Origin of the sequence: Pseudoroseicyclus aestuarii, assembly GCF_003217255.1 — a bacterium.
Classification (GTDB): domain Bacteria; phylum Pseudomonadota; class Alphaproteobacteria; order Rhodobacterales; family Rhodobacteraceae; genus Pseudoroseicyclus; species Pseudoroseicyclus aestuarii.
On record NZ_QJTE01000001.1, the window covers coordinates 692,903 to 711,882 of the forward strand.

The 18,980-nt window shown below is 69.3% G+C and carries 16 protein-coding genes and 1 other RNA gene; 4 read left to right on the top strand and 13 right to left on the bottom strand.

Annotated features, from left to right (window positions below):
* Positions 1-16 precede the first annotated feature (16 nt).
* From DFP88_RS03225 to ssrA, 5 genes are all read right to left on the bottom strand, one after another.
* Complete coding sequence (locus DFP88_RS03225) at positions 17-502, bottom strand: SspB family protein (RefSeq protein ID WP_110813304.1); 486 nt, start codon at positions 500-502, stop codon at positions 17-19.
* Between the two features lie 70 nt (positions 503-572).
* Entirely contained in the window at positions 573-1,835 is a 1,263-nt protein-coding gene (gene chrA, locus DFP88_RS03230) for a chromate efflux transporter (RefSeq protein WP_110812984.1), read from the bottom strand.
* Between the two features lie 31 nt (positions 1,836-1,866).
* On the bottom strand, positions 1,867-2,148 hold the full coding sequence (locus DFP88_RS03235; protein ID WP_110812985.1) for a DUF6525 family protein: 282 nt from the start codon (positions 2,146-2,148) through the stop codon (positions 1,867-1,869).
* Positions 2,145-3,371, bottom strand: coding sequence for a zinc metallochaperone GTPase ZigA (gene zigA, locus DFP88_RS03240; protein ID WP_110812986.1), 1,227 nt, complete (start codon positions 3,369-3,371; stop codon positions 2,145-2,147). The genes DFP88_RS03235 and zigA overlap by 4 nt, the downstream gene beginning before the upstream one ends.
* A 110-nt stretch (positions 3,372-3,481) precedes the next feature.
* Positions 3,482-3,838: a transfer-messenger RNA gene (ssrA, locus tag DFP88_RS03245) on the bottom strand.
* Positions 3,839-3,926: 88 nt separating this feature from the next.
* Here ssrA and DFP88_RS03250 point away from each other — a divergent pair.
* Positions 3,927-4,958 carry a serine hydrolase domain-containing protein gene (locus tag DFP88_RS03250; protein WP_110812987.1) on the top strand — a complete coding sequence of 344 codons (1,032 nt, stop codon included), beginning with the start codon at positions 3,927-3,929 and terminating at the stop codon, positions 4,956-4,958.
* A gap of 98 nt (positions 4,959-5,056) precedes the next feature.
* On the opposite strand, the gene DFP88_RS03255 is transcribed toward DFP88_RS03250, so the two are convergent.
* Entirely contained in the window at positions 5,057-6,109 is a 1,053-nt protein-coding gene (locus tag DFP88_RS03255; RefSeq protein ID WP_110813305.1) for an extracellular solute-binding protein, read from the bottom strand.
* Between the two features lie 256 nt (positions 6,110-6,365).
* Between DFP88_RS03255 and DFP88_RS03260 the strand changes: the two genes are divergently transcribed.
* Entirely contained in the window at positions 6,366-8,084 is a 1,719-nt protein-coding gene (locus DFP88_RS03260) for a BCCT family transporter (protein WP_110812988.1), read from the top strand.
* A gap of 100 nt (positions 8,085-8,184) precedes the next feature.
* Here the strand turns inward: DFP88_RS03260 and DFP88_RS03265 are convergent, their stop codons facing one another.
* Complete coding sequence (locus DFP88_RS03265; protein ID WP_110812989.1) at positions 8,185-9,294, bottom strand: Ppx/GppA phosphatase family protein; 1,110 nt, start codon at positions 9,292-9,294, stop codon at positions 8,185-8,187.
* 326 nt (positions 9,295-9,620) lie between these two features.
* Positions 9,621-10,334: a PRC-barrel domain-containing protein gene (locus DFP88_RS03270; protein ID WP_110812990.1), complete on the bottom strand. Its 714-nt coding sequence runs from the start codon at positions 10,332-10,334 to the stop codon at positions 9,621-9,623.
* Between the two features lie 208 nt (positions 10,335-10,542).
* On the opposite strand from DFP88_RS03270, the gene DFP88_RS03275 reads away from it, so the two are divergent.
* Complete coding sequence (locus DFP88_RS03275) at positions 10,543-11,265, top strand: RlmE family RNA methyltransferase (protein ID WP_110812991.1); 723 nt, start codon at positions 10,543-10,545, stop codon at positions 11,263-11,265.
* A 9-nt stretch (positions 11,266-11,274) separates the two neighbouring features.
* Here DFP88_RS03275 and DFP88_RS03280 read toward each other — a convergent pair whose 3' ends face one another.
* The gene (locus DFP88_RS03280) at positions 11,275-12,048 is read right to left on the bottom strand and encodes a family 16 glycosylhydrolase (protein WP_110812992.1); all 774 of its coding nucleotides are present in this window, start codon (positions 12,046-12,048) and stop codon (positions 11,275-11,277) included.
* Between the two features lie 163 nt (positions 12,049-12,211).
* Here DFP88_RS03280 and DFP88_RS03285 point away from each other — a divergent pair, with 163 nt between their 5' ends.
* Positions 12,212-12,994 (top strand): hypothetical protein, encoded by a 783-nt coding sequence (locus DFP88_RS03285; protein ID WP_110812993.1) that lies wholly within the window; start codon positions 12,212-12,214, stop codon positions 12,992-12,994.
* 36 nt (positions 12,995-13,030) lie between these two features.
* Here the strand turns inward: DFP88_RS03285 and DFP88_RS03290 are convergent, their stop codons facing one another.
* From DFP88_RS03290 to DFP88_RS03305, 4 genes are read right to left on the bottom strand one after another with little or no spacing between them, the layout of a single operon-like run.
* Positions 13,031-14,329: a DUF3131 domain-containing protein gene (locus tag DFP88_RS03290; protein WP_110812994.1), complete on the bottom strand. Its 1,299-nt coding sequence runs from the start codon at positions 14,327-14,329 to the stop codon at positions 13,031-13,033.
* Positions 14,330-14,357: 28 nt separating this feature from the next.
* Positions 14,358-16,247: a glycosyltransferase family 2 protein gene (locus DFP88_RS03295; RefSeq protein WP_110812995.1), complete on the bottom strand. Its 1,890-nt coding sequence runs from the start codon at positions 16,245-16,247 to the stop codon at positions 14,358-14,360.
* A 59-nt stretch (positions 16,248-16,306) separates the two neighbouring features.
* Entirely contained in the window at positions 16,307-17,791 is a 1,485-nt protein-coding gene (locus tag DFP88_RS03300) for a sugar phosphate nucleotidyltransferase (protein WP_110812996.1), read from the bottom strand.
* A complete protein-coding gene (locus DFP88_RS03305; protein ID WP_110812997.1) occupies positions 17,791-18,927 on the bottom strand; it encodes an acyltransferase in 1,137 nt (378 codons plus the stop codon). The genes DFP88_RS03300 and DFP88_RS03305 overlap by 1 nt, the downstream gene beginning before the upstream one ends.
* Between the last annotated feature and the right edge of the window lie 53 nt (positions 18,928-18,980).

The window sequence follows — 18,980 nt, forward strand, 5'->3', positions numbered from 1 at the left end:
GCCATGGGCCGAATGATTACTTGCGGAACTTGTCCAGGCTGACGACCTCGGCCGCGCCTTTCTGGGCGGGCTCCGGCTCCTCGTCCTCGACCATCTCCTGCATCGGCGCCTCGTCCTGATCCTCGTCCTCGATCTCGCCGTCCTGGCTTTCGAAGCGCAGGCCGAACTCGACCGAAGGATCGACGAAGGTGCGGATGGAATCGTAGGGCACGTAGAGCGGCTCGGGGTTGTCGCCGAAGTTCAGCGTGATCGCGAAGCCGTCGTCGTTCACCACGAGATTGTCGAACCAGTGCTGCAGCACGATGGTCATCTCGCCGGGGTAGCGGTCGGACAGCCAGTCGGCGATCTCGACATCCGGATGCATGGTGTCGAAGGTGATGAAGAAGTGGTGGTTGCCGGGCAGCCCCTCGCGCGAGACATCCTCCAGCACCCGCTGGATCAGGCCCCGCATCGCGCGGTGCATCAGCTTGCCGTAGTCGATGGTGCGGTCGGACTGGGCCATGCGGCAGCTTCCCTCTTGTTCGGAGACGATCATACGTCATTCGCGGGCAGAGAAAAGGGGGCCGGGCGGCTTACCCGGCTGCCAGCAGGGTCGCAGAAAGGGCCAGACCGGCCGAGAGTGCCAGCACCGCCACGAGGGGCCAGCGCCGCCAAAGCAGCAGGGCGCAGGACAGCGCCGCCAGCCCCATGGCCAGTGGCCGCGGCGCCGGCAGCACCGGCAGCACCATGTCCAGTGGGCCTTGGGTGATCTGCACCGTCTCGCGGAACAGCACATGCGCCGCGAACCAGAGCGAGAGATTGGCGATCACGCCCACCACCGCCGCCGTCACCCCCGCAAGCGCCGCTGATAGGCGCGGCATCTCGCCCAGCCTCTCGACCAGCGGGGCGAAGGCGAAAATCCATAAAAAGCACGGCACAAAAGTGACCCAGAGCACCAGCAGACCCGCCGCCACGCCGCTGCCGCCCTGGCCCTGGCCGGCGAGGATGCCGACGAACTGCGTGACGAGGATCAGCGGCCCCGGCGTCGTCTCGGCCAATCCCAGCGCGTCGATCATCTGCCCGGCGGTCAGCCAGCCGAAGTCGCCCACGACCGCATCGGCCATCCAGGCCAGCACCGCATAGGCGCCGCCGAAGGTCAGCACCGCGAGCCAGGCGAAGAAGCGGCCCAGCTCGGTGAGAAAGCCCTGACCCGCCAGCGGCAGCAGCGCCAGCGGCGCCAGCCAGAGCGCCGCGCCAAGGGGCAGCAGCCGCAGCCCGCGCCAGGCCCTCGGATCGCCCGGCGCCGGATCGGGCAGGGCCGCATGGCGGCCCCGCCAGGCGCCCCAGAGCGCGGCGAGAAGGATCACCAGCGGGAAGGGCGCCGAAAAGACGAAGAGCGCGAGGAAGGCGAGACAGGCGAGGATCGCGTCCTGCGGCCCCTTGAGCGCCCGCTGCCCAAGCCGCCAGAGCGCCTGCGCGACGATGCCCACGACTGCCGCCTTGACCCCCAGGAAGGCCGCCTGCACCGGCGGCAGCGTGCCGTAGCGCCCGTAAAGCAGCGCCAGCACGAAGATCACCAGCGCGCCGGGCAGGGTGAAGAGAAGCCCGCCCATCAGGCCGCCGCGCCAGCCGCGCAGGCGCCATCCGGCATAGGTCGCCAGCTGCATCGCCTCGGGCCCCGGCAGCAGCATGCAGAAGGATAGCGCGCGCAGGAACTGCGCCTCGCTCAGCCAGGGGCGGTCCTCGACCAGCTCCTTGTGCATCAGCGCGATCTGCGCCGCCGGGCCGCCGAAGGACAGAAGGCCGATGCGCCCGAAGGTGCGGATCAGGGCGGGCAGGGGAACAGGCGCGGTCATCCCGTCTTGGTGACGCGCGCCTGTGACGGGATCAAGACACCGCGTGGGGGGCCGGCGCGGGGCCCGCGTTGCGTCGCAGCTGCGCGGCCTCGATCCGGCTCAGCTCCTCGCAGGCGGCGATCTCGCAGCCGCCGGTCCGGCCCAGTGCCGCGCGCCAGGCGCGCCGGGCCGAGGCGGGCGACCAGGGCAGGGCCGCCTGCGCCAGCCAGCGGCGCAGCGCGGGCGGCAGCCTGTCGAAGGCCTCCATCGGCGGGGCGCTGCGGCGGCGGCGGGGCAGGTCGCAGGCGCCGAGGTTGCAGCGGCGCCCGCTCATTCCGCCGCCATGGCGTCGCGCCAGCGCGGGAAGGGGTCAGGCAGGCCCGCCCAGCCCTGCGGCTGGAACTCCGTCTCGGGCACCAGCGCGGCGTCGAGCGCGGCGGTCAGCGCGGCCTTGTCCATGCCGGCGCCGATAAAGACCATCTCCTGCCGGCGGTCGCCCCATGCCTCGTCCCAGTGCTGCGCGATATAGGCCTGCGCGCCCGGATGATCGGGCCAGCGCGCCTGCGGCACCGTGGCCCACCAGCGGCCCATGGGCTTGACGCTCGACAGCGCCCCGGCAAGCGAGAATTCCGCCAGCCAGTCGGGCCGCGTCGCGATCCAGAAGTGCCCCTTGGCCCGGATTACGCCCGGCAGCGGCCCGTTCAGCACCCGGTGGATCGCCGCGGGGTCGAAGGGCCGCCGCGCCCGGTAGACGAAGGAGGAGACGCCGTATTCCTCGGTCTCCGGCACGTGATCGGCAAAGCCGTACAGCTCCTTCGCCCAGAGCGGATGCTCATGCGCCGTCTCGAAATCGAAGAGGCCGGTGCCGAGGATATGATCCGCGTCGACCTGGCCGAAGGTCGCCTCGACCAGCCGGGCATCGGGATTGAGCGCGGTGATGATCTTGCGCGCCGCATCCAGCCCCTGCGGGCCGGCATCGGCGCATTTGTTCAGCACCACGACATCCGCGAACTCGATCTGGTCGACCAGCAGGTCGACCAGCGTGCGCTCGTCCCCCTCGCCAAGGCTCTCGCCGCGGTCGCGCAGGAAGTCGTGGCTGGCGTAATCCTTCAGCAGGTTCACCGCATCCACGACCGTCACCATGGTGTCGAGACGGGCGAGGTCCGAGAGGCTCTGCCCGCGCTCGTCGCGGAACTCGAAGGTCGCGGCGACGGGCAGCGGCTCCGAGATGCCGGTGGATTCGATCAGCAGGTAGTCAAAGCGCCCGGCCTCGGCGAGGCGCCGCACTTCGGTCAGAAGATCGTCGCGCAGGGTGCAGCAGATGCAGCCGTTGCTCATCTCGACCAGCGTTTCCTCGGTATGGCTGAGATCGGCGCCGCCGCTGCGCACGAGGTCGGCGTCGATGTTCACCTCGGACATGTCGTTGACGATGACGGCAACGCGCCGCCCCTCGCGGTTGTTCAGAACCTGGTTCAGCAGCGTCGTCTTGCCGGCGCCGAGAAAGCCCGAGAGCACGGTGACGGGCAGGCGGGTGTCGAACGGGAACGGGTGCGGCATCGCGGCTCTCCGAATTAGATACGTTATACCGTAACATACCAAGCGCCGCGATAAGGGCAAGCGGGCCGCGAACCCGCGGCAGGTCTAGATGATCGAGGGGGGGGGGGTAAAGTGCAGGCTTCTGTTGCCAGGTGCCTGCGAACCCCGCCTTACGCTGCTAGGCGCAAGGGCTTAAGTTTCGGCAACTCGGACTGCTTAAGCAGCCAGAGCCATAGCCGGAGCACGGTTGTTGTTGGCAACTGTACAATTCGGACCGATAACGGTGGTACCTCACCGGGACAAAGCATACCCCTTTAGACGTTCGTCGATCCTGTTTCGGCCCCATGTCCCCCCAACAAAGGGTGTTTGGTGGAGCCGCCGGGTACCGCCCCCGGGTCCGATCCGCGTATTACGAGCGCGTTTATGTCCATAGTCCCCTTGCGGAGACAGCATGGAATATAGGCCCCGCGCTCGGGCCTTGCAAGGCCGGCGCCGCAGGCGGCTTCACGCGAAGATGACCGGGACGGGGCGGCTGCGATCTGGCCATCGGTCGGTAAAGCCGCATGGTCCTGAGGCATGACAGACCCCGCACAGACCCGCCCGACCCGCCGCGCCACGCTCGCCTCCCTCGGGGCGGCGGCGCTGCTGCCTTCCGCGCTCGCCGCCCCGGCCCGGGCGCAAGCGGCCTTCGACCGCACGGCGCAGGCCGCCGAGTCGCTGGACCAGCTGCACGGCCTCGCCGTGGCGCGGCAGGGCGAGACGGTCTTCTCTCGCGCCTTTCGCGGGCCGGCACTGGATGTGCCGGTGAACGTCAAATCGGTCTCCAAGACCATGGTGGCGCTGTGCCTCGGCGCGGCCATCGACAGGGGCGTGGTGCCGGGCGTCGATGTGCGGCTGGACGCGGTGGCGCCCAGGCTGATCCCGGCCGGCGCCGATCCGCGGGTGGGGGCGATCACGCTCGAAGACCTCGTCAGCCTGCGCGCCGGGCTCGAGCGGACCTCGGGGCCGAACTACGGCGGCTGGGTCGCCAGCGGCAACTGGGTGGCCGATGCGCTCTCGCGTCCCTTCGTGGACGAGCCGGGCGGGCGGATGCTCTATTCCACCGGCTCCTTCCACGTGCTGGGCGCCGCGCTGACCGAGGCCTCGGGCCTCACGCTGCTGGAGATGATGCGCGACTGGCTCGGGGCGCCGCTGAACATCCAGATCCCGCCATGGACCCGCGATCCGCAGGGCTACTACATGGGCGGCAACCAGATGGCGCTGTCGCCGCTGGCGATGCTGCGGATCGCCGAGATGGTGCGTATGCAGGGGCGGTCGGACGGCACGCAGGTGCTTTCCGAGGAGTGGATCGAGGCGAGCCTGCAGCCGCGAACCCGCTCGCCCTATTCCGGGCTCGCCTATGGCTACGGCTGGTTCCTCGGCACCCTCGCCGGGGAACGGCTGGCCATGGCGCGGGGCTACGGCGGGCAGATCATCGCCGTGCTGCCGGGGCTGGAGGCGAGCCTTGCCATTACCTCGGATCCTAACCGCCCGGCGCGATCCGACGGCTACTTCGGTGATCTTTTGGCGCTGATCGAGAGGCAGGTCATCCCGGACCTGCGCGGCTGATGGCCTTCGCGCAGAACGCGAGGATCATCCTTTAAGCTCTTGAAACGAAAACGGGGCAGGCCGATGGCCCGCCCCGTTTCTACGTCCGTTCGGCCCGATCAGAAGCCGGACTTGATAAGCTCGAATTCCTCGGCCTGGCGCTGGCGCAGCTCTTGCGGCATCGGCAGCTGCGCGGCGATCGGCGCGTCGATCTGCTCGAGGCCCGAGGCGGCGAGGCGCTCTTCGTCGAATTGCTCCAGCGCGGCGCGGTTGGCGCTGCCGTAGCCGTCCTCGAGCAGCGGCTCGGCCGAGACCGGGTCCAGCACGGCATTGGCGTAGTCGTAGACCTTGTCCTCGGAGCCGGGCCCATCCGCGATGTTCACCAGCCCGCAGACCCAGAGCGAGGACCCTTCTTCGGGCGTGCGCTCGAAGCCGATCGGGCGCCCCTCGTCGGCCATGGCGGGATAGGTCTCGTTCCAGGCCCAGGAGATGACCACCTGCCCGGAGGAGAGCATCTGCGCCAGCTCCGCGGGATCGGTCCAGTAGGTCACGAGATTGGGGTGGACCTGCCGCAGCCAGTCGGAGGCGGCCTGGAACTCTTCCTCGCTGGCGCCGGCGATATCGGTCGTGCCGGTGGCGAGATAGGCCAGCGCATAGGCGTCGTCGACGTTGTCGGGGATGGTCATGCGGCCCGCGTAGGCCGGGTCGTTGAACACCGCGAGGGTCGAGACGTCCTCTTCCGGGACCTCTTCGGGATTGTAGGCGATGGCGGTGGAGCCGAAGTCGGTCGGCACGAAGTAGACATCGCCCTCGCCCGTGACGTCAGAGCCGGTCAGCGCGCTTTCCAGATCGTCCCAGGCGTCGATGCGGCTGGTGTCCCAGGGCTCGATCAGTCCGCTTTCGACCCATTTGGTGACCGAACCGGCGCAGATATGGGCGGTATCGGCCTCAAAGCCCGAGCGCAGCTTCTGAAAGGCCTCTTCCTCGTCGCCGAAGAAGGAATAGGTCGGCTCCGTGCCGTGTTCTTCGGCGTAGGGCGCGTGGAATTCCGGCCGCTCGAAGCCGGAATAATCGAGGATCATCAACTCGCTGTCCTGGGCGGCGGCGGCGCTGGCCAGGGCTGCGAGGCCCACGCCGGAAAGAAGGCGGGGTGTCAGGCGCAGAAGGGTCATCGGGGGCGTCTCCCAATCGGTGGCAATGAAATCGCCGCCAAGGCTAGGCCGCGGCGGCTGGCGGGGCAAGGGCGAGGCCATCGGTGGCGCATCGGTGCATCGCGGCAGGGGGGCGCGAGGCGGATCGGCCAAAGATTGCTGGCCGCTGCTGCTGGTCGGCGATAGGGTATAGGCCGAGTTTGGCTTGGAAGCCTGCGCGGATGGCGGCAATCCGCCACCCGCGCGTCACGCCGATAGACAGCATGAAGGGGCAGCAATGAGCGACGAAACGGCACATCCACGAGACGAGGGCGACGAGGCGCCCAAGCTCATCGACGAGATCGACTACGAGGTCGGGCAGGACAACTACACCACGGAGATCGCCGGTCTCGGCATCGACATCCACAACCCGGTGTTCCCGATTGCCGGCCTCTCGGTCGTCCTCTTCGTGATCATCACGCTTTTCGCGCCCGAGACGGCGACGGACGCCTTCCTCGGCCTGCGCGACTGGCTGACCGGCAACTTCAGCTGGTTCTTCATCCTGGCCGGCGACATCTTCGTGCTGTTCGGGATCGTCCTGATCTTCACCCCGCTGGGCAAGGTGCGCTTGGGCGGCAAGGACGCGCGGCCCGAATACGGCTACGCCGGCTGGTTCGCGATGCTCTTCGCCGCCGGCATGGGCATCGGTCTGATGTTCTACGGCGTGTCCGAGCCGCTGAGCCATTTCTCGACCTCGCTGGCCGATACGGCGGGCACGCCCGAAAGCTGGGCGCCGCTGAACGGCGCGCCGGGCGACGAGGCGGCGGCACGCGATCTCGGCATGGCGGCGACGATCTACCACTGGGGTCTGCACCCCTGGGCGATCTACGCCGTCGTCGCGCTGGCCCTTGGCCTGTTCAGCTACAACAAGGGCCTGCCGCTCTCCATCCGGTCGGCCTTCTACCCGGTCTTCGGTGACAGGGTCTGGGGCTGGACGGGTCACATCATCGACGTGGTCGCGGTCTTCGCGACGCTCTTCGGCCTGGCGACCTCGCTGGGGCTGGGGGCAGAGCAGGCGGTGGCCGGCCTCGACTTCCTCTTCGGCAGCGGAGACGTGGTGGACAACAGCCGGCAGGTCTTCGGCTTTTCCTACAACAACCCGCTGTTCAATCCCGCAGGGGACGAAATCGGCCGCACCGGCGCCACGATCAAGGTGCTGCTGATCCTGCTGATCACCGGCATCGCCACGGTCAGCGTGCTCGCCGGCCTCGACGGCGGCGTGAAGCGCGCCTCCGAGATCAACATGGTACTGGCGACGCTGCTGCTGCTCTTCGTGCTCTTCGTCGGGCCGACGGCGGCGATCCTGACCAACTTCGTCACCTCGCTCTGGGCCTACGTGACGAACTTCGCGGCGCTGTCGAACCCCTTCGGCCGCACGGACGCGAACTTCAGCCAGGGCTGGACGGCCTTCTACTGGGCCTGGTGGATCAGCTGGTCGCCCTTCGTCGGCATGTTCATCGCCCGCGTCAGCCGCGGCCGCACGGTGCGCGAGTTCATCATCTGCGTGATGCTGATCCCGAGCCTCGTCTGCGTGCTGTGGATGTCGATCTTCGGCGGCGCGGCGATCTTCCAGGTGGTTCAGGACGGCTTCCTCGGCGCCGCCGAGGCCGCGCTTCCGGTGCAGCTCTTCGAGATGCTCAGCCAGCTGCCGCTGGCCTCGATCACCTCGTTGATCGGCATCGTGCTGGTGATCGTCTTCTTCGTCACCTCCTCGGACTCCGGCTCGCTGGTGGTGGATACCATCACCTCTGGCGGCAAGCTCGAGGGGCCGCTGGCGCAGCGGGTCTTCTGGTGCGTCTTCGAGGGGCTGGTGGCCATCGCGCTGCTGCTGGGCGGCGGTCTGGCCGCGCTGCAGGCCATGGCGGTGGCGACGGGCTTCCCCTTCACCATCCTGCTGCTGATCATGTGCTTCTGCATCGTGAAGGTGCTCCGCTCGGAGCATCGCGGCGAGCCGTAAGGCAGGGCCAGGCGCCCGGGAAACCGGGCGCCCGAAAGACAAAGCCCGCGCCGGACCAAGGGTCCAGCGCGGGCTTTTTCAGTTCTGGCGGAGGCTGGCCTCAGTACGGCACGTCTTCAAGCACGCCATCCGCGCTCATCTGCGCGTAGAGCAGCCCCTCGCGCAGGCCGCGGTCGGCCACCGAGAGGCGGTCCGTCGGCCAGAGCCGCATCAGGGCCTGCAGGATGGCCGAACCCGACATGATCAGCGCCTGCCGGTCGCGGCCGATCCGCGGATCGCGGCGCCGCCCCTCGGGGCCGAGCACGAGGTAGTCGCGGATCACGCTGTCGATCTGGTCCGAGGTCATGCGCAGCCCGTCGACCTTGGTCCGGTCGTAGCGGCGCAGCCCGAGATGGCTGGCGGCGACGGTGGTCACGGTGCCCGAGGTGCCGATGATCTGGAACCCGTCGCGCGCCTGCTCGGCCCCGTAGGGCGTGAAGCCCGAGAGGCTTTCCTCGAAATACCAGCTCATCAGGGCGAAGCGCGCGGCATCGTCCTCGACGTCGTCGAACTGGTCGCGCAGCGTCGCGACGCCCAGCGGGACGCTGATCCAGTCGACCACGCGGGCATTAGGGAAGCGTCCCGCGGCGGGGCGGAAGCCCGCGTGCAGCCGCATGATCGCGCGCGGACGTTCCCGCCGTGGGACGCGACTGAGGTCGATCCAGACCAGCTCGGTCGAGCCTCCGCCGATATCGACGACCAGCAGTTGTTCGGTGCGGGTCGAGACCAGCGGCGCGCAGGAAATCACCGCCAGGCGGGCCTCTTCCTCGGGCTTGATGATCTCGAGGTGCAGCCCGGTCTCGCGCTGCACCTGTGCCAGAAAGGCGCGCCCGTTGCGGGCACGGCGGCAGGCCTCCGTCGCGACGAGGCGCATGCGGGTGACCTTGTGCTTGGACAGCTTCTGGCGGCAGATCCGCAGCGCGTTGATCGTGCGGTTCATCGCGGCACGGGACAACCGCCCGGAGCCCTCAAGCCCCTGGCCCAGTTGAACCGGCTTCGAAAAGCTGTCGATGACATGGAACTGACTGCCCTTCGGCTGGGCAATCAACATCCGGCAGCTGTTCGTTCCAAGATCCAGGGCCGCGTAAAGCGTTGCCGGATCCGGTATCGGCGCGGGGCTTTCGACCGCCCTCGGGAACGCGCCCGCACCATCGGGACGCTTGGGCGCCATCGGTCACGCCCTCCAATATGAGTTGTCCCCAAGCTATGGCTTCGGCAGGTCTTGTGCAAGCGGCGAGGCACGGACCTAGCGCGCGCAGCCGCCGGTCCTCGGCGCAGCAGATCCATGGGTCATTCCGGGGGTGCGCGGGGTCGCTTCTTAAGGCTCGAGGGGGTGCTGCAGAGGAGCTTCATTCAGAAAATGATGAATGGTCTGCAATTCCTTGAAATATAATTATAGAACCACGGAATCCTCCGGCGTCTGGCTTGGTCGCCACGTAAAAAAACCCGCGTCCGGGTAGGACGCGGGGGCGGTCACATCTTGCGATGCGGTGGGCTTTAGTTGCCGGCGGGCTGGGCCGGCTCTTCGTCCATCGTGGTGTCGGCAGAGCCGGTGGCGGGATCGGCCGTCGGAGCGAGGGCCGGATCGGCGGTGCCGGTCGTGCCGGCGGTTCCGGTGGTGTCCATGCCGGTCGTATCCATCCCGGTGCCCATGTCACCGGCCGGGGCCGGCATGGCTTCCTGCTCGCGGAAGACGTACTCGGGCGCGGCTTCGGCTTCCTCGCGGCTCAGCGACGCGGTGACCTCGTTGGCATCGTAGTCCACTTGCAGGTCGGCCCAGTCGACGGCGATCTGCTTGGAGCCGATGCCGAGGAAGCCGCCGACGGAGACGATGGCCGCGGTGAGCTGCCCGGTTTCGCCGTCGTAGATCACGTCGTTGATGTCGCCGATGGTCTCGCCATCAGGGGACATGACGGTGGCGTCGGTGATCCAGTCGATCCGCAGCTCGTTCTGGGACTGCTCGCGCATCACCGAATCCGGCGTCGGCACGGCGGCCTCGTCGCCGGTAGCCTCCATATCGCCATCGCCCATGGTTGCCGCGTCGCCGTCCATCTCCGTGCCCGCGGGCGCCGTCGTCTCGGCCTCGTCGGGGCTGACGGTCTCGACCTGAACGGTTTCGGTATCCGTCGTTTCGGTCTCGGTGTCCTGCGCGTAGGCGCTGGTGCTTGCCAGCGTCAGGGCCATCGCGGTTCCGGTCAGCAGCTTGTGCATGGTCTTCCTCCAACTTCGCGCCGGTCATCGCCGGCGCCTTGCATGGCTGACCAACCCGGCGGCCGGCGGGCGGTTCAGGTGGGGCAGGCGGGCAGGCGGAGAGCCGCCTGTTCGCCCCGTGGCGATGAGCCGGTTCCCGTTCATGCCGGGCCTGCCCCTGCATGCGCGGGGTCTTGCCAAGGGGCGCCGGCTCGCCTAGCTGCGCGACATGACGAAAACACCCACGGGCAAGTCCGGATCCGGTCGCGGCCAGCGCGACCTGACGATCAAGGTCAAGACGGCGCGGGGCCGCAAGATGTCGAGCAAGCTGTGGCTCGAGCGGCAGCTGAACGATCCCTACGTCTCCCGCGCCAAGGCCGAGGGCTATCGCGGCCGCGCCGCCTACAAGATCCTCGAGCTCGACGACAAGGTTCGCTTCCTCGTGCCCGGCGCCCGCGTGGTCGACCTTGGCTGCGCGCCCGGCGGCTGGTGCCAGGTCGCGGTGCAGCGGGTCAACGCCCTGGGCGAGAGGTCCGGCAAGAAGCAGGGCCGCGTTCTGGGCATCGACCTGCAGGAGGTGGAGCCGATCCCCGGCGCCGAGATCCACCAGCTCGACTTCATGGACGAGGGTGCGGACGAGGCGGTGAAGGCCTGGCTCGACGGGCCCGCCGATGTCGTCATGTCCGACATGGCGGCCTCGAGCTCTGGCCACAAGCAGACCGATCACCTGCGGATCATTGCGCTCTGCGAGGCGGCGGCCGAGCTGGCCTTCGACGTGCTGACCGAAGGCGGCACCTTCGTCGCCAAGGTTCTTGCGGGGGGCGCCGAGGGCGAGCTTCAGAAACTGCTGAAGCTGCGGTTCGACAAGGTCCAGAACGTCAAGCCGCCGGCAAGCCGGTCGGACAGTTCCGAGAAATTCGTGGTCGCCACGGGCTACCGCGGCGCGCGCTAGGGCGCGGGGTCACTCCATCTTCGCCAGGACATCGGCCGAGGGGGCGCAGGAGGGCGCCGCCTCGAAGGCGCCTGTGTCGCCGAGCGGCGTGAAGCTCATGCAGTAGACGTCCGCCGCGGCACGGGTGCCGGCGCGCGTCGTGCCCGACCAGCTGTCGATGATCGGATCGGCGGCCCAGAGGTTCGCGAAGAGCATGCCGGGAACCTCGGGCAGGGGGCCGTCGTCGCGCGTCACCTCGAGGATCATCCGGTCGTCGACGTACCAGCGGATCGCGTCCGGCAGCCATTCGAAGGAATAGAGGCGCGGCTCGTCCGCGGCATCGAAGCCCAGCGGCACGGTGCGCGACTGCAGGACGCCGTCGACGAACCAGGCGGCGTTCATCGCGGTGGTGTCGCGGCCCAGGAACTCGATGTCGATCTCGTCGTGGCGGGTGCCGTAGGCGGCGCCGGTATAGGTGAAGAAGCCGGTGATGATGCCCTCGCCGGCGGCGGGTTGCATCAGCACGCTGTAGCGGCCGTAATGCGTGGCCTCCTCGCGGCGGACGGAGGCGCCCGCAAAGTCGTTCTCCTTGTCCGGCTGGGGCGTGAGCGACAGGTGCAGGCCGTCGTCGAAGGTGGCGTGGTCCGCGTGCCAGTCGGTGTCGAACTTGGGGTGGCTGAAGTCGTAGTCGGCGACGTACCAATTCTCTTCGGCGTCGCCGCCGAAGCCTTCGGTGAAGCCCTGCGCCGAGACGCTTCCGATGCTCGTGATGGCCGCGAGGACCAGACCCGTGAGACGTCGCATAACTTACCAAACCCTTAATTCCGTCGTTAAGGGCTAGGTAAGGAATGGCGGCGGCTTAACCAATTTTAAACCTGACGAAGGGTTAACGTCGCTTTCGCCGGTGGCAGTAACCGCGCCTTAAGACGGGGAGGGGCAGGGTCGGGCGTCAGGCGGAGGATCCCGAATGACATATCGGTTTCGCGTGCTCGCCCTGGCGGCGGGCCTGCTGCCCGCCGCGCCGCAGGCGCAGGAGGTTAATAACCTGTGGCTGATGTGGGAACGCTCGGGCCTGTCCTCACCGAGCTGCGCCGATCCGGCCACCGGGGCCTGCGACGGCGACAGCCAGTTCCGCAGCCACTTCCTGATGCAGGTGCCGGGCGACGAGGCGCTGGATCTCTTCCGCTTCCTCTCGCCCCGCGCGCAGCGCTACGGCACCGCCGATCTCGTGCATTCGGCGCTGCCGATCTGCATGGACCGGCTGAACGAGGCGCCGGATGAGGGCGATCCGGAAATGGCCACCGCGATCGAGACGCTCGAGGGGCTGGGCGGTGTGCATGCCGATTTCAGAGGGGTCCGCGGTCCTGCCGGCTACCCGAGCGACTTCGGCGGCGATGCGCAGCGCGCGGTGGAGCGGATCCTCTCGGAGGCCGGCGTCCCCCTCGTCTCGGAGGAGGAGCTCGCCGCGATCCCGGGCCGGCCCGAGCTGAGCCTGCGGTTCAGCCCCGAGGTGGTGGGCTGCCGGCTCTGGTCGGTCTCGCTTTCGCTGCGGCAGACGGTCGTGCTGGACCGCGACCGCAGCAAGGCGCTGACCACCACGACCTGGAGCAGCTCGGCCGGGCAGAGCGAGGACGACGTCGACTTCGGCGCCGGCGACGCCATGCGGCAGGTGATCGAGGCCTTCGCCCAGGCCTGGGCCGAGGCGCAGGCGGCCGACCTGCTGGCCGAGGTTGAGCAGACGGCGGACTGACCCGCGGCAAGTGCGACGCGGGCCGGTTGCCGCCCCTCAGGGCAGCAGCGGACCGAAGGCCTTGTAGTGCAGCGCCTCGAGCAGGATGCCATTGGTGTTCAGCGTGCGGATGTCATTGGCCGAGCCGTCCGCCTCGTAAAGCCCGGCGGCCCAGCCGGTCGGTCCGGCCAGCGGCTCCAGCGTATCGCGCAGGAGGGCGGTGTAGTCGGTGCCATAGAGCGCATCCCAGCCGAAGGCGGCCTTCAGGCTGATGGTCCGCAGCTCGGGGTGGAAGCTGCCCTCTTCGGTCACCACGCCCCAATCCCGCCCATTGGCGAAGACCGAGTTGTAGAGGAAGGAGGGCGCCTGATCGATGTGATCCTCCGAGACGGCGGTCAGCTGTCCGGTGTCGCGGTAGCGCGCCTCCTGCGCCAGGTAGATGCGTTCGGCCAGCTGCGACGCCTCGCCGTTCAGCCCCATCTCCAGCGCCTGCAGCAGGTAGGGCTCGCTGACGACGGGGGTGATGGCGCCGAAGGCGGAGGCGCTGCGCAGGTCGACCGCGACCTCGACGCCCGTCACGTCTCGCCAGTCGAGGATCCGGGCCGCCGAGATGGCGGAGGTGGTGTCCAGCGCCCAGAGGGCGGCGGCGCGGGCGGCATATTGCTCGTAGCCGATACGCCCTTCCTGCAGGTATTCGAGCTCGTCGCCCTCGCGCGCGGTGCCGTAAAGCTCTCCGCCGATGGCCATACCCTTGAGGTTCCAGCCCGAGAGGATGCCGCGGATCCAGTCCCGGTACTGCGGATGCCGTTCCTCGAGGACGCGCAGGGCGACCAGCAGGCGCCCCATGTCCACGGCGGACCAGCCGATCCCCTCGGGGGCCGGGCTGTTGTCGTAGTTCACCATGGCGAGGGTGCGGGTGTCGTAGGCCTTGTTCGGCAGCTGCCCGTCGACCAGCGGCAGATCGGCAAGGCTGGTCAGGAAGCGCTCGATGCGCCAGGCGCGCTCGCCGTCGTCGATCACCTCCAGCCGCTCGGCCGCGACGACGCCCAGCAGGTAAGAGGCCTGGTCCCACATCGTCGCCGAAGGGAACCCCTCGACCGAGCCGACGAACCCGGTCTCGGGGTCGGTATTGGCGGTCATGTAGCCCCAGGCGGCTTCGGCGGCCTGCCGGTCGGCTGCAGTCAGGGCGCGCGGCGGTAGCGGCGCAAGGTCCGGCGCGGCGGTGAAATCCATCGCCGCCATCGTGCGGGCGCCGACGCGGCCCGCGCCGTCCGCCGCGATGGCGAAGCTGGTGGCAAGGCCGAGACCGGCCAGGAACAGCAGGCTCGGCTTGAGGGAGAAGGGGCTGGTGGCCATGGGGTCGGTCCCTTTCTGAAGGGCGGTGTCAGGTGGGAAGGGCGGGCTGCAGCGGCGCGGGCTCCTGCGGGTCGGCGGTCTCGGGGCGCCAGAGCGCGGCGAGGACGACCTGCGCCAGGGCCGACATGTTCCAGGCCAGCCAGAAGCTGTTCACGACCAGCATGGAGGCGCCGTAGTCCGGATCGTTCTGCGCGTGGCGCAGCAGGGCCCAGAGCAGGGACGCGCCCATCAGGGCCAGCAGCACGACGTTCGGCATCACCCGCCGCAGCGAGGGCGAGATCACCGGCGTCTTCGGCGTCGGCGGAAAGCGCGGGCGCTTGCCACGCACCACCGCCCAGACCGCCTTGAGCTGCAGCGGCAGCGAGGCGATGGCCATCGAGCGGCCGTGGTGGATGTTGTAGCCCTTGCAGGCCGCCAGCATCGCCAGCTCGTTCAGGACCAGCATCGGCAGCAGGTGCAGGAAGAAGTCCGTCGTATAGGCGCGCACCGGCGCCACGCCGAAGGCGAGGGCAACGGCGGGGGCCAGCAGCAGCACCGGCGCCCAGAGCGTGCCGAGGTAGGACCAGAAGGTCGCGGCGTAATGCAGCTTCTTGCGCCAGTCCATGCCGCGGCGAAACACCGGGTTCTCGCGCAGCATGATGTCGAAGGTGCCGCCGGCGTACTTCAGCCGCTGTGTCGTCCAGGCGTCGATCGACCAGGGCGAGAGCATCCGGCATTCGACCTGCGGGTGATAGACCGAGGTCCAGCCTGCCGCCTTGTCCGCATGCAGGTGGATGGAGGTCAGGATGTCCTCGGAGACGTGGTAGCGGAAGGGCTGCATCTCGGCCCCGCGCAGGAAGGCGGCGGCACGCTGGTAGGGCGCGGGCCGGGGACCGCGGGCATGGCGCAGCCAGGGCATCGCCGCGATCTTCAGCATCCGGCCCAACCGCGCCGGAAGCGGCGGGCGGGCCCGGTTGCGCAGCCCTGTCGCCGCCCCGGCCTGATGCTGCAGCGCGCCGCTGAAGACGGCCTCGCGCCGGTGGATCGAGCCCGCGCCGCAGCAGAAGGAGGCGCCGTGGCGATTGCGGCGGCGCTGGATCACGTCGAAGAACAGCATCGCATCCGAGCGGAAGGGATCGGTGCCCAGACGCTGGATGCCCGTCACCCGGCGCAGCGCCGGGGCGAGGGCCGGGGCGATCCTGCGGCCGACTGGCCCCAGGCGCCGCCGCAGCCAGCTTTCCCAGCTGGTGCCTTCGGGGATGTCGTAGAACCAGTGCGGCGTCTGTACCCAGGCGACCTTGGGGTCGCGGAAATAGCCCAGCGTGTTTTCCAGGAAGCTCGGCAGGACGCGGGTGTCGGCGTCGCAGATCGCGACGAAATCGCCGCCCGAGCGGAACAGCGCGTTGCGCAGGTTGCCGGCCTTGTAGCCGCGGTTTCCCTCGCGCCGGAAGTAGCCGATGCCGTGGCACGCGGCCAGCGCCGCCATCTCGGGGCGGTCGCCGTCGTCGCAGAGGTGGATCGCAAGGTGGGTGCCCGGCGGCACCCGCAGCGCCAGTGCCGCACGGATCGAGGGCTCCACCACCTCGACCTCCTCGTCGTAGGTGGTCAGGTAGAGATCGACGCCGATGGCGCCGTCCCCCGCCAGACCTGCCTGCGCCCGCGTCTCGGGCGGGGCGGCCTGGGGCGTGTCGCCCTCGCGCCAGATGTCGTAGAAGAACAGCAGGGTGCCGATCAGGCCCAGCGTCTCGGCCGCCGCGACGGCGACCGAGAAGACCATCGCCTCCGGATTGAGCGAGGCGGTCCAGCGCCAGTGCAGATACCAGACCGCAAGGCCGATCGTCGCCCCGGCCAGGACCTGCCAGAGCATGGCCTGGCGCGGCGAATGCGCGGGAACGCGGGCCGGCATGCGCGCCTCGTAGGCCGCGAAGTAGGGCTTCATGGCATAGCTCCCCTCGGGATCTCGTTGGGTCTCGGCGGCGGGGCGGCGGGTGCGCCCCGTCAGGCGATGCGGGGCAGGCTGCGCAGGCCCGTGGCGCGCAGGTCGCCGGCTGCGGGCTCCTGCGCCTGCGACAGCATATCCAGCGGCAGCGGCTCTTCCTGGGAGCCGGTGGCAAAGCGATGCTCGACCGCCCAGTCCGCGCCGGCGATCATCTCGAGAACCATGGCGCCGGCCTCGACCCGGGTGCCCGGGCGGATGACGCTGTTGTCGATCACGCTGCGGCCCTCGACGATGCAATGGGCGCCGATCGCGCAGGCGCCCTTGATCACCGCGCCCGCCTCGATCACGGCGCCCTCGCCGATGTGGCAGGGGCCCTCGATCCGCGCCTGCGGCGAGACCTGCGCGCCGGGCATCACCCAGAGGCCGGGCCGAATCTCGGTCCCCTCCGGCGTGACGCAATCGCGCTGCCCGCGCAGGCTTCCCGCCACCGCGTCGTAGTAGTCGCGGCCCGTGTCGATCGAGGTCCAGAAGAAGGGCGCTTGGTAGGTGCGGATCCGCCCGCCCCGGGCCAGGATCTCCGGCAGCAGGTCGCCGGCGATGGTGCGCCCGGCCTGGTCGTGCAGCGCGTTGAGGACCTCGGCCTTGAAGAGGTAGACCCCGACGTCCTGCGGCACGGCAAGGGCGAGCGGCTGGGCCGCGCCCGCCGCCGCCAGCAGCCGCGCCGCCGCCGGCATGTCCTGATCGCGCTGGGCGACGGCGACGGTGACGTCGGCGCCGCTGGCGCGGTGCTGCCGGGCCATGTCGGCAAGGTCGATGTCGGTCAGGACATCCCCGGCGATGACGAAAACATCGCCGGTGAAGGCGGCGTGATCGCGCGCCAGCCGCGCGAGGGTCGAGCCGGTGCCCAGGGGGCGCGATTCCCAGCGCCCGTCGGGCATCCTGCGCCCCTCGGGCGCGAAGAAAAGCGCCGGCCCGCAGCGGCCCGACTCGCGGAAATGGGTGCGGATCACATCGCCGCGGTGGGCGGTATTCACGATGGTATCGCCGATACCGAAGCCCGCCAGATGCGCGAGCATGCGCTCCAGCATCGGCCGGCCCAGAAGGTCGATCATCGGCTTTGGCGTCTCGTCGCTGAGCGGGCGCATCCGCTTGCCGCGCCCGGCGCAGAGCAGGATCGCGGTGGTGCCGCTCAGCGCGTGGCGCTGCATCTCGGGCGCGGCCGCGGCCTGCGCCGCGCTGTCGAAGAGCGGCAGGATCCCCGTCAGCCCGGCGCGGTCGAGCGCCCTGCGGCCCTCGGCCTCGAGCCCGGCGAAGACCAGCCGCATCCGCTCGCTGTAGGTGGTGTAAAGCTCCATCAGCGCGGCGATCCCGGTGTAGCCAGTACCGGCGCAGCCGCCCAGATCGACGATGGCGGCCTCGACACCGCGGGAGAGGGCCTCCTCGCAGGCGTCGCCGAGCCGGGCCGCCGATGTGCTGGTCAGGCTGGCACCGGTCAGGCGCAGGACGCAAAGGGTCTGGGACAGGGCTTCGGTCTCGATCCGCATCAGGTCAACTCCGGGTTGGGGGCGCGCTTTCGCGCCTGGAGGGAGGGCAGCTTGCCTAGGCCGATGGTCCAGGCCAGGGGCCGGCACCGGCGCAAAGCCGCGACGAGCAGGGCCGTTCCGGCCAGCGCCAACGCGATTTTGGTCAGGACCTGCGCCATCGGGCCCATCTGGGTGCCGCGCAGGGCGATCTCCGCGAGGTCGAGGAAGATCGGGTGGCACAGGTAGATGCCGAAGGAATAGGGTGCGAGGCGCGAGATCCAGGCCGGCCAGCGACGATGCCCCAGGCAAAGGCACAGCGCGAAAAGCGCGACCGGCATCAGGTAGTCGGCCCAGTAGGCGACCTGCAGGCCATGCGGCCATTCGCCCCGCGTCACGGTCATCCAGGTGCCCGCGAGCTTGCCCATGAACAAGAGCCCCCCGGCGAAGAGCAGCGCCGGGATCAGCGCCTCGCGCTGCTGTGGCGTGCTGCGGCGCCAGAAGCCGAGCATCGCCCCGGCGACCATGCCGTAGCCGATGTAGGAGGCGATCTTGACCAGCCGCACCAGCCAGGACAGCGCCTCGGTCCCCCAGAAGGCCGGATAGATCACGCCGTCGAGCTCGCGCCGGAAAAAGAGCGCGCCGATCACCACGAGGCCGAGGGCGGGCTGCTGCACCGACAGTCGATAGAGCGGATAGGCCAGGATGATGCCGAAGAGCGTCGGGATGAAGTGCATGTGGTACTTCACGTCGCCCAGCAGCAGGTGGCCCAGCCAGGCGGCGGGATCGGTCAGCTGCGCCAGGATCGCTTCTTCGAAGCCGAAGCTCTGCGCCTTCACCAGGTTGTAGAAGGCGTAGAACACCGTCCAGAAGGCGAAGGGCACCAGCAGGCGCCGCGCCTGCTCGGCCACCACCCGGCGGTAGGGGCGCGGCCTGCGGTCCAGCGCCATGAGCAGCAGGAACAGGGCGATGATGATGAAAAGCTCGGTCCGCGCGATGTAGATCACGGCGCGCAGCAGCATCGGGGCGATGCGCTCCGAAGGGGCGTAGTCGGTGAAGGGCTGACCCGCGGCATCTGCGGTCGCGTGCAGCCCGATCATCGAGACGCCCGCCGTCAGCCGCAGCGCGTCGAGCCAGACGTAACGTTCCGTTTCGGCCATGGATTCCCGTCCGCTCCGCTGTTTGGCTGGTCGCGGTCACATTCCACCGGAAG